Genomic DNA, 10,558 nt, shown 5'->3' with positions numbered 1-10,558 from the left:
CGGCGACGAGTCCGGGATCACGACCGTCTGGCATCCGAGTTGCTTGTCCGTCCCGGTGCCGACGTTCACCCCGATCACGCACACCGACTGGCTGCCGGACGCCGTCGTCGCGACCGAGGACTCGAAGCCGTGCGGACCCGGGACCCCGATGACCCGGTTCACGTCGCTCCGAGCCGCGTTCGCCGACACGGTCCCGACCCGGGTCCCACCGACCGTGACGGCAACGTCGATCGCGTCCGCCGGGGTGTTCGGGTCGACCGCCCACCCACGGACCGAGACCGTGCCCGCCGTCGCAGCGACGCTGTCGAACGCTCCCATCGGCGACGAGTCCGGGATCACGACCGTCTGACACCCGAGCGGGACGTCCCGTCCGCCGGTCGGGCTCAGCGCCGTGACGCACACCGACTGTGTGCCGGACTTCTGGATGACGAGGGACGCGCTGTACCCGTGGTCACCGCTCACACCCATGACACGGTTGACGTCAGCGCGGGCCGACGCAGCCGGGACGGTGCCGACGACGGTGTCCCCGACCGTGACGCGGACGTTCGTCGACGTGCTCGACGTGGCCCGGTCGAGCGCCCACCCGCGGACCGTGACCGTGCCGGGGCCAGCGACGACGCCGTCGACCCAGCCCGTCAGGGTCGCGCTCGCGGCGGATGCCAGCGAGGGGACGACCAGCACGGCGACGATCGCCGATGCGGTGACGACACCGGCGAGGCGTCGGCGTGCGTGCCCTCGGACGACGCCCGTCCCGACGATCGCTCGACGCACCGCGCCGCGGCTCATCTGCATGTCCATCGCTCGCTCCCTGCCCCTGCGCCCGGTCCTGACCGACCGGGACGATGGCGACTATCGGTCGGGGCACCCCGTCCGACAGCGACGCGCCCAGGTCAGCCCCGGACTGGGGGCACGACCTGGACGGACCTGTCGCGAGCCGCCCGTCCGCTCCGGGAGGACCTACCCTGGTCGGATGCTCTCCCGCCGCGACGCCGCCATCCGGCTCGACATCCCCCTCGAGATGGCGACCCACCACGGGATCCCGTCCCGGCTCAGCGAGGCCGAGCTGACGGCCATCGAGCAGGACCCGCCCGCCTGGCTCGTGCAGTCGCGCGCGAACCGCACGGGCAAGAAGAAGGTCTGGGTCTCGCTGGCGTGCGTCGTCTGCGGCTACACCGAGGACGCCCGCCCGAAGAAGTGGTGGCCGGACTGGGACCACCTGATGTGCGACTACCACGCGCCGTACCAGGCACCGGACCCGACGGCCGGGCTCGTCCGCCGCGAGGTGGAGGGCATCGGCAGCCGATTCGTCGCCCTGATCGACGAGCGACCGTAGCGAAGGCCCTCAGCGCACCTGGCCCGCGTCCGGGCGGGGACGCCGGTTGACCCGGTCGCCGCTCCAGCTCAGGTCGTCGTGCGCACCGACCTCGAACGCCTCGAGCAGCGGGTCCGCGAGCACCGCGTCGACCAGGTCGCGCGGCCCGGCGACCAGGGTCGAGTCCCAGTCGATCTCCGTCGCCACCGCCCACGCGCGGTCCTCCGGCCAGAGCAGCTGCGGGGTGTGCCTCTCGCCGAGGTACGTGCCGAGCATCGCTCGGTCGATGCGCGCCGGGTCGACCAGGTCGGAGCAGCGCGTGGCCGTCAGGACGAGGTCGCGCCCCGGCCACGCCAGACGGGGGCCGGCCAGCGACGCCACGAAGGCGCGGTGGTCCGCTGCCAGTGCCGCTGCTCTGGCCTCGGCTCCGGCCAGGAGTGCCGCGTGCTCGGCGGCCGTCGGCCGCGCGGCCCCGTCGGTGTGCTGCCACCCGATCGCCACGGTCATCCCGCCGTTCAGGTCGCCCCATCCGCTCCAGAACCCCGCGACGAGGTCCTCTGGTGTGGTGGTGGACGTGGCGAGGTGGCCAGCGAGCACCGCGAGCAGGGTCGGCTCGAACCAGCCCGCCTGGGGCGGTGACACCCGCCATCCGTCCGGCAGCGCGATCTCGGACTCGTCGTCGACCCCGGTCAACCGCGGCCACTGCACGAGCGGGTGCACGGTCCCGCCGGTCCGATCGGCCACCTGTGCCCAGGTCCACGTGGTGGTCGACCGCACCGGGTGGTCACCCTGGGCGTCGGTCTCGGCGCGGTCCTCGAGCGTCGCCGTGACCGGGTGCAGGATGCGCGCGTACGCCGCGAACCCGCCACCGACCGCACCGTCGACGTCTGGGAGCGTGCCGGCGCGGCGGAGCAGCCACGCACCCCGGGCGACGTCAGTCTCCAGGCGCATGCGGCGCTACCGGCCGAGCTGGGGTGCGCGCGACGCCATGCCCGCCGCACCCGCGCGGGCGACCGCGTCGGGCAGTGCCGCAAGGAACGCGTCGACGTCGGCGTCGATCGAGGTGTGCCCGAGCGTGATGCGGAGCGCGCCGCGGGCGTCGTCCTCGGACAGGCCCATCGCGAGCAGCACGTGCGAGGCCTCGGGGACGCCGGCCTGGCACGCCGAACCGGTCGACACCGCGACCCCGGCGGCGTCGAGCAGGAACAGGAGCGAGTCGCCCTCGCACCCCGGGAACGTGAAGTGGGCGTTGCCGGGCAGCCGGTCGACCGGGTCGCCGCGGAGCACCGCGGACGGCACGGCCTGGAGCACGCCGGCGACGAGTCGGTCGCGCAGGGCCTGGACGTCCGCGTGGGGGACGGAGGCCGCCACGCCGAAGGCGATCGCCGCGGGGGCGTCCTGGGTGCCGCTCCGGACCTGCCGCTGCTGCCCACCGCCGTGGATGAGCGGTTCGACCGTGGCGGTGCGCCCGAGGACGAGCGCGCCGATGCCGACCGGCCCGCCGATCTTGTGCGCGGACACGCTCAGCGCGTCGAGCCCGGACGACCGGAACGACACCGGGACCTGCCCGTAGGCGGCCACGGCGTCGGAGTGCACCGGGACGCCGGCCGCATGCGCGATCTCGACGATCCGACGGACCGGCTGCAGGGTGCCGACCTCGTTGTTGGCCCACAGGAACGTGACCAGGGCGACGTCGTCGGCGGAGGCGAGCCGGGCCTCCAGGACGGCCAGGTCGATGCGACCCTGCGCGTCCAACGGGACCACGTCGACGACCGCGCCGTCGTGGCGCTCGAGCCAGTCGACTGTGTCGACGGTCGCGTGGTGCTCCCCCGCGGCCACCACGATGCGTGGCCGGGGCCGGTCCTGCTGCCGTGCCCAGTACAGGCCCTTGACGGCCAGGTTGATGCTCTCGGTGCCGCCGGAGGTGAACACGACCTCGACCGGCTCGGCGTCGAGCGACGCGGCGACCCGGGCGCGGCCGTCCTCGAGCAGCATCTTCGCGCGCTGCCCGGCGCTGTGGATGGACGAGGGGTTCCCGACGGTCGCCATGGCGTCGACGAAGGCGGCGAGCGCCTCGGGCAGGATCGGCGTGGTCGCTGCGTGGTCGAGGTAGACCGGCACGGGTGCCCCTTTCTGGTGCGTTCTCAGGATAGCCGCGCCGTCTCGTACCCTGGTCGGATGCAGAGTGTTGCGTTCGACACGGCCCTGGGCCTGCGCCTCGTCGACGGCGGCGCCCGGTTCACGATGCGATCGGCCACCGCCACGGCGGCGACGCTCGTGGTCGACGGACGCGGATCGGTGGCGCTCGAACGGCAGCCGGGGTCGGACCTGTGGACGGGTGGCCTGGCCCCCGTACAGCCCGGCGACACCTACCACCTGCTGGTGGACGGCCCGACGGGTCCGCGCCACGACTTCGACGCCGGACGCCCCCTGCTCGACCCGTACGCACGCGGCATCGTCCGCGGGACCGCGTCGCGGTGGACGGGCGTGGTCGTCGACGACACCTTCGACTGGGGCGACTCGACCAAGCCGGTCGTGCCGCTCGGCTCATCGGTCGTGTACGAGGCCAACGTCCGGACCCTGACCAGCGACAACCAGGCCGTGCCCGAGCACCTGCGCGGCACGTACGCGGGGGTCGCACACGAGAGCACGATCGCGCACCTGCAGCGCATCGGGGTGACCACGATCGAGCTCCTACCGGTGCAGGCGTTCGACTCGGAGCACTGGCTGCGCCAGGCCGGGCGCGAGAACGCCTGGGGCTACAACACGCTCGGGTTCTTCGCGCCGCACGCCGCCTACGCATCGGAGCCCGCGCGGCAGGCGGGGGCGCAGGCCGTGCTCCGGGAGTTCAAGGGCATGGTCCGGCTGCTGCACGAGGCCGGCATCCAGGTCGTGCTCGACGTCGTGTACAACCACACGGCGGAAGAGGGCCTGGGCGGGCCCACCTCGTCCCTGCGCGGCATCGACGGCGCCAACCACTACCGCTGGTCGGCCGACGACACGTACCACGACACCACGGGCTGCGGGAACACGCTCGACACCTCGGACCAGGCCACCGCCGACCTGGTGCTCGACAGCCTGCGGTACTGGGCGCGCGAGGTCCAGGTCGACGGGTTCCGCTTCGACCTGATGGCAGCGCTCGCGCGGGACGCCGACCACGTCTTCGACCCGGCGCACCCGCTGCTCGAGCGCATCCGCACCGAACCGGACCTGCAGGACGTCCTGGTCATCGCCGAGCCGTGGGACGTCGGCCCGGACGGCTGGAAGACCGGGCACTTCGGCGCCGGCACGACCGAGTGGAACGACGGGTTCCGCAACACCGTGCGGCAGTTCTGGCTGACGGACATCGCCCAGGAGCGCCGCTCCGGCGTCCCCGGCGCGGGCATCGGGGCACTCGCCGGGGCCCTGACCGGGTCCCGCCAGCTGTTCGGCGCCGACCGCGGGCCGCTGTCGGGGGTCAACTTCGTCACCGCACACGACGGGTTCACCCTCCACGACCTGGCCGCGCACGACCACAAGCACAACGCGGCGAACGGCGAGGACGACCGGGACGGCTCGAACGACAACCGCTCGTTCAACCACGGCATCGAGGGCGCGACCGACGACCGTGGCGTCCGTGCCGCGCGGGGCCGGTCGATGCGGAACCTGCTCGGCACCCTGCTGCTGTCGGCGGGCGTGCCGATGCTGACGGCGGGCGACGAGCGCAGCCGGACCCAGCACGGCAACAACAACGCCTACGTCGTGACCGAGGACCTGACGCCCGTCGACTGGTCCGACGACGAGGACGCCGAGTCGATGACCGAGACGGTGACCGCGCTGACCCGGTTCCGCGCGGCCCACCCGGCGCTCCGACCGGACCGCTACGGCGTCGACGGCCAGACCACGCCCGGCGCGTCCCGGATGCGCTGGTACGGACCCGACGGTGGCCCGATGACCGGCGAGTGGTGGGACCAGCCGCTGCACCGCGTCGTGCAGTGGTTCGTCGCGTCCACCCCGCACGACGAGGACGAACCCGACGACCGGGTGCTCGTCGTCGTGCACGGCAGCGGCCGCACCCGCGACCTGACGCTGCCGTCGCCGGACGACGCCACCGGGTACCGGCTGGCCTGGTCGAGCGAGAAGCACCGTGACCACGACCGGGTCCGCCCCGCCGGATCGGTGTTCACCGCCTACGGCCCTGGCATCCACGCGTTCGCGGTCGTGTAGCGCGAGCTCACCCGCACCCCGCTGCTCGATCCGCCCCACCCCCGGGCCGCCCTGCTGCCGGTGGAAACGCGCGGAGCAGGTCGTTTCGCGCGTAGCCGGTCGGGAGTCCCGACCGCGGACGCGCGATCCGACCCACCAGCGCGACCGTGATGGGAACGAACGTGTGCCGACGTCGGACGGGAGGCTCGTCGACGGTCCGGCACCGGGCCTCCCGTCCGGCATCGGCGCCTGTGGAGCGCGACGCGTCGTCCACGGTCTCCGCGTTCCGGGGAACACCGACGCCCCGGCCGGGTAGCGTCTCCCCCGTGGCCACCGCAGACCGACCCCGGCGTCCGAAGATCGGGCGCATCCCGATCACCGAACTCAGCCCCCGGACGCCCAACGGCTTCCCGGGCAAGGCCTTCGACGGCGAGGTGATCACGTTCGGCGCGACCGTCTTCCGCGAGGGGCACGGCGTGATCGGCGCCGACGTGGTGCTGGAACGCCCGGGTGGTGGCACCAGGACCGTGCCGCTCACGCTGGTCGCGCCGGGCACCGACCGCTACGAGGCGACCGTGCAGGTCGACCACGTCGGCGTCTGGGCCTGGCACGTCGAGGCGTACTCCGACGACTGGACCACGTGGCTGCGCGGGGCGCGCCTCAAGGTCGCGGCGGGCGTGGACGTCGCGGCGACGCTGGCGGACGGCGCCGCGCTGCTCGACCGGCTCGCCGCCGAGACCGACTCCCCCGCAGCCAGCCGCGCTGCCGCACGCGTCCGCGACGAGGACCTCGACCCCGCCGAACGGCTCGCCGCCGTCGACGACCCGCGCATCGCCGCTGAGGTCGAAGAGGCCCCGCTCACCTCGCTCCGCACACACTCCCCCGTCCAGCTGCTCGACGTCGAGCGCACCCGCGCCGGCGTCGGCGCCTGGTACGAGTTCTTCCCGCGCAGCGAGGGCGCCAAGCGCAATGCCGACGGTTCGTGGAAGAGCGGCGACTTCCGCTCCGCGGCACGTCGTCTGCCCGGCGTCGCCCGGATGGGCTTCGACGTCGTCTACCTGCCGCCGATCCACCCCATCGGCCACACCGCGCGCAAGGGTCCGAACAACACCCTGCACGCCGGGCCGAACGACCCGGGCAGCCCCTGGGCGATCGGGTCCGAGGCCGGCGGGCATGACGCCATCCACCCGGACCTGGGCACCGAGGACGACTTCCGCGACTTCGTCGAGACGGCGAAGAACACCGGGATGGAGGTGGCGCTCGACTTCGCGCTGCAGTGCTCCCCCGACCACCCCTGGGTCACCGAGCACCCGGAGTGGTTCACGGTCCGCGCCGACGGGTCGATCGCGACGGCTGAGAACCCGCCGAAGCTGTACCAGGACATCTACCCGATCCAGTTCGACTCCGACCCCGAGGGCCTGGTCGCCGAGGTCGAGCGGGTCCTGCGCCACTGGATCGCCTTCGGGATCCGGATCTTCCGCGTCGACAACCCGCACACCAAGCCGCTCTGGTTCTGGGAGCGCGTGATCCGCGAGGTCCGCGACCACCACCCGGACACCGTGTTCCTCGCCGAGGCGTTCACCCGCCCGGCGATGATGCGGGCCCTGGCCGAGGCCGGGTTCCAGCAGTCGTACTCGTACTTCACGTGGCGCAACACGAAGGACGAGATCACCGACTACTTCACCGAGCTCAGCCACGAGACCAGTGACTACCTGCGGCCGAACCTGTTCGTGAACACGCCGGACATCCTCACCGAGTTCCTGCAGTTCGGCGGCCGTGCGGGCTACAAGGTGCGCGCTGCCCTGGCCGCGACGGGCGCTCCGACGTGGGGCATGTACTCCGGCTACGAGCTCTTCGAGGACGTCGCCCGCCCCGGCTCCGAGGAGAACATCGACAACGAGAAGTTCGAGTACAAGCCGCGCGACTTCGCCCTGGCCGAGGCCGAAGGTGCGAGCCTGGCGCCGTACGTGACGATGCTGAACCGCTTCCGCTCCGCGCACCCGGCACTCCGCCAGCTGCGGAACCTGCACGTGCACGACGCCGAGGACGGCGCGGTCGTCGTCTACTCCAAGCACCTCCCCGGACGGTTCGTCCGTTCCGGCCGCGACGACACGGTGATCGTCGTCGCGAACGTCGACCCGCACTCCGTCCGCGAGACGACCGTGCACCTCGACCTGACCGCCCTCGGTCTCGAGCCGGAGCAGGCGTTCGACGTCCGCGACGTCGTGACCGGGCAGCGCTGGGTGTGGGGATCGTCCAACTACGTGCGCCTGGATGCCTTCCAGGAGCCCGTGCACCTGCTCGTCGTGGAAGGACCGCACCGATGACCACCGACCCCAACGAGGCCGACCGGACCACCCCCCGGGACCGCGGACAGGGGCCGAGCGTGCCGCCGGTCCAGCCGCCGCCCCCGGCCGTGCCCGCCCGTCCCGCTGCGGCCCGACCGGACGCCGCACCGGTGCCGAAGCCGGTCCCGGCCCGTCCGGCGCAGCAGCCGGTGCGCGAGGCGCCCCGCACCGAGCCACGGGTCTCCGCCCCTGGTGAGGACCTGCCGGGTGCTCGCCTGCCGAAGCGTGAGGCACCGGACCGCGGCGTGGCCGAGTCCGAGACCCTGGCCGGAGGCTCGACCCCGGTCCCGCAGACAGCACCCGCGCCCGCCTCCGAACCGGTCCACGCCCGGCACGCGGCGCCCGAGACGGGCGCTGCGGCACCCGAGACGGACGCCGCGGCACCCGAGACGGACGCCGCGGCACCCGCAGCCGACGTCCCGGACGCGACCCGGGCCTCCCGTCCGGCGGCGACGGCCGAGCCGCGACCCGCCCCCATCGAGGAGTGGCTGCGACAGCAGGTGGCCGAGGGCCGCTGGTCCCAGCCGCACGACGTGCTCGGCCCGCACCCCGTCGACGGCGGCACGAGCGTGCGGGTCGTCCGCCACCTCGCGACCGCGGTGCGCCTGGTCCGTCCGGACGGGGACGACATCGAGCTCGTGTCCGAGGGCGACGGCCTGTGGGCCGGCGCCACTGCGGAGAACCTCGGTCGCTACCGCGTCGAGGCCGACTACGACCAGGACCCGTCGACGGACACCGACGACACCACCTGGACGACCGACGACGCCTACCGGTTCCGGCCCACGCTGGGCGACATCGACCTCCACCTGTTCGGTGAGGGCCGCGACGAACAGCTCTGGAACCACCTCGGCGCGCAGGTCACCACGATCGACGGCGTCGACGGTGTCGCGTTCGCCGTGTGGGCACCCCGGGCAACCGCGGTGCGGGTCATCGGGGACTTCGAGGGCTGGGAGGGCCGCACCACCGCGATGCGCCGCCTGAACGACCTGGGCGTGTGGGAGCTGTTCTGGCCCGGCGCGCTCGAGGGCCAGCGCTACAAGTTCCAGATCCTCACCGACAGCGGCTGGGTCGAGCGTGCTGACCCGTTCGCGCGTCGCACCGAGGTCCCGCCGCTCACCGCCTCGGTCATCACGGCCGCACACCACACCTGGTCCGAGGGCGACCGCGCGTGGATGCAGCGGCGCGCCGAGACGACCACGCACGACCACCCGATGAGCGTCTACGAGGTCCACCTCGGGTCGTGGCGTCCGGGGCTGAGCTACCGCGAGGTCGCCGACCAGCTCATCGGCCACGTGCAGTACCTCGGCTTCACGCACATCGAGTTCCTGCCGTTCGCCGAGCACCCCTTCGGCGGGTCGTGGGGCTACCAGGTCACGGGCTACTACGCCCCCACGGCGCGCTTCGGCTCCCCCGACGACCTGCGCTACCTGATCGACCGCCTGCACTCCGCGGGCATCGGCGTGATCATGGACTGGGTCCCCGGACACTTCCCGAAGGACGAGTGGGCGCTGGCGAAGTTCGACGGCCACGCGCTGTTCGAGCACCCGGACCCCCGGCGCGGCGAGCAGCTCGACTGGGGCACCCTGGTGTTCGACTTCGGGCAGCCGCAGGTGCGGAACTTCCTGGTCGCCAACGCGCTGTACTGGATGGAGGAGTTCCACGTCGACGGCCTCCGCGTCGACGCCGTCGCGTCGATCCTGTACCTGGACTACTCGCGCACCGACTGGCTGCCGAACATCCACGGCGGCCGCGAGAACCTCGAGGCGATCTCGTTCCTGCAGGAGACCAACGCCACCGCGTACAAGCGCTACCCCGGCATCGTCATGATCGCCGAGGAGAGCACCTCGTGGCCGGGCGTGACCCAGCCGACGAGCGCCGGTGGTCTCGGGTTCGGCCAGAAGTGGAACATGGGCTGGATGCACGACTCGCTCGAGTACGTGCAGCGCGACCCCGCGTACCGCGCCTACCACCACGACGAGCTGACGTTCTCGTTCGTCTACGCGTTCAGCGAGCAGTTCACGCTGCCGATCAGCCACGACGAGGTCGTGCACGGCAAGGGCTCGCTCTACGGCAAGATGCCCGGCGACGAGTGGCAGAAGCTGGCGAACGTCCGCGCCTACCTGTCGTACATGTGGGCCCACCCGGGCAAGCAGCTGCTGTTCATGGGCCAGGAGTTCGCGCAGGTCGCGGAGTGGTCCGAGGAACGCGGGCTCGACTGGTGGCAGGCGGACGACCCGGGGCACAACGGCGTCCAGCGGCTGGTCGCGGAGCTCAACCGCGTCTACAAGGAGACGCCGGCGCTCTGGACGCACGACGCGACCGCCGAGGGCTTCGAGTGGATCGAGGGCGGCGACGCACCGCACTCGACGATCGGGTTCCTGCGGAAGGCCGGGGACGAGCGCCTGGCGGTGTTCGTGAACTTCTCCGGCGTGCCGGTCGAGCGCCGGTTCGGGCTGCCCGCCGCCGGCGCGTGGCGCGAGGTGCTCAACACGGACGCCGCCGAGTACGGCGGGTCCGGGGTCGGGAACCTCGGCGTCGTCACCGCCGAGGACACCCCGTGGGCCGGGCGGCCCGCCTCGGCGCACCTGGTGGTGCCGCCGCTCGGTGCCGTCTGGTTGCAGCTGGAACAGGACTAGGCCAGAGACAGACAGGAGGCCCGGTGCCAGCTGGCACCGGGCCTCCCCTCTGGTCCGCATCGCGAAAGCGACAGATC

Annotated in this window: 6 protein-coding genes and 1 pseudogene; 4 read left to right on the top strand and 3 right to left on the bottom strand. The window is 72.9% G+C overall.

The genetic code is table 11. From position 1 onward, the window contains the following. A pseudogene (locus BIU90_RS18745) lies at nt 1–798 on the bottom strand (hypothetical protein); the annotation flags it as partial. A 172-nt stretch (nt 799–970) separates the two neighbouring features. On the opposite strand from BIU90_RS18745, the gene BIU90_RS12460 reads away from it, so the two are divergent. Beyond that, a complete protein-coding gene (locus BIU90_RS12460; protein ID WP_071300547.1) occupies nt 971–1,333 on the top strand; it encodes a hypothetical protein in 363 nt (120 codons plus the stop codon). A gap of 9 nt (nt 1,334–1,342) precedes the next feature. Here BIU90_RS12460 and BIU90_RS12455 read toward each other — a convergent pair whose 3' ends face one another. Further along, nucleotides 1,343–2,263: a hypothetical protein gene (locus BIU90_RS12455; RefSeq protein ID WP_071300546.1), complete on the bottom strand. Its 921-nt coding sequence runs from the start codon at nt 2,261–2,263 to the stop codon at nt 1,343–1,345. Between the two features lie 6 nt (nt 2,264–2,269). Beyond that, nucleotides 2,270–3,433, bottom strand: coding sequence for a cysteine desulfurase family protein (locus BIU90_RS12450; protein WP_071300545.1), 1,164 nt, complete (start codon nt 3,431–3,433; stop codon nt 2,270–2,272). A 57-nt stretch (nt 3,434–3,490) separates the two neighbouring features. Between BIU90_RS12450 and BIU90_RS12445 the strand changes: the two genes are divergently transcribed. The 3 genes from BIU90_RS12445 to glgB all read left to right on the top strand — a co-directional run bounded on the left by BIU90_RS12445 (nt 3,491) and on the right by glgB (nt 10,481). Then, nucleotides 3,491–5,518, top strand: coding sequence for a glycogen-debranching protein (locus tag BIU90_RS12445; RefSeq protein WP_071300544.1), 2,028 nt, complete (start codon nt 3,491–3,493; stop codon nt 5,516–5,518). Between the two features lie 305 nt (nt 5,519–5,823). Then, nucleotides 5,824–7,824: a maltotransferase domain-containing protein gene (locus BIU90_RS12440; RefSeq protein WP_254787044.1), complete on the top strand. Its 2,001-nt coding sequence runs from the start codon at nt 5,824–5,826 to the stop codon at nt 7,822–7,824. Continuing rightward, nucleotides 7,821–10,481: a 1,4-alpha-glucan branching protein GlgB gene (gene glgB / locus BIU90_RS12435; RefSeq protein ID WP_254787043.1), complete on the top strand. Its 2,661-nt coding sequence runs from the start codon at nt 7,821–7,823 to the stop codon at nt 10,479–10,481. The genes BIU90_RS12440 and glgB overlap by 4 nt, the downstream gene beginning before the upstream one ends. The last annotated feature ends 77 nt before the right edge of the window (nt 10,482–10,558 follow it).

This window comes from Curtobacterium sp. MCBA15_001 (assembly GCF_001864835.1).
Taxonomy (GTDB): domain Bacteria; phylum Actinomycetota; class Actinomycetes; order Actinomycetales; family Microbacteriaceae; genus Curtobacterium.
The sequence above is the reverse complement of the archived record's forward strand: the minus strand, read 5'-3'. Positions and strand labels throughout refer to the sequence as shown.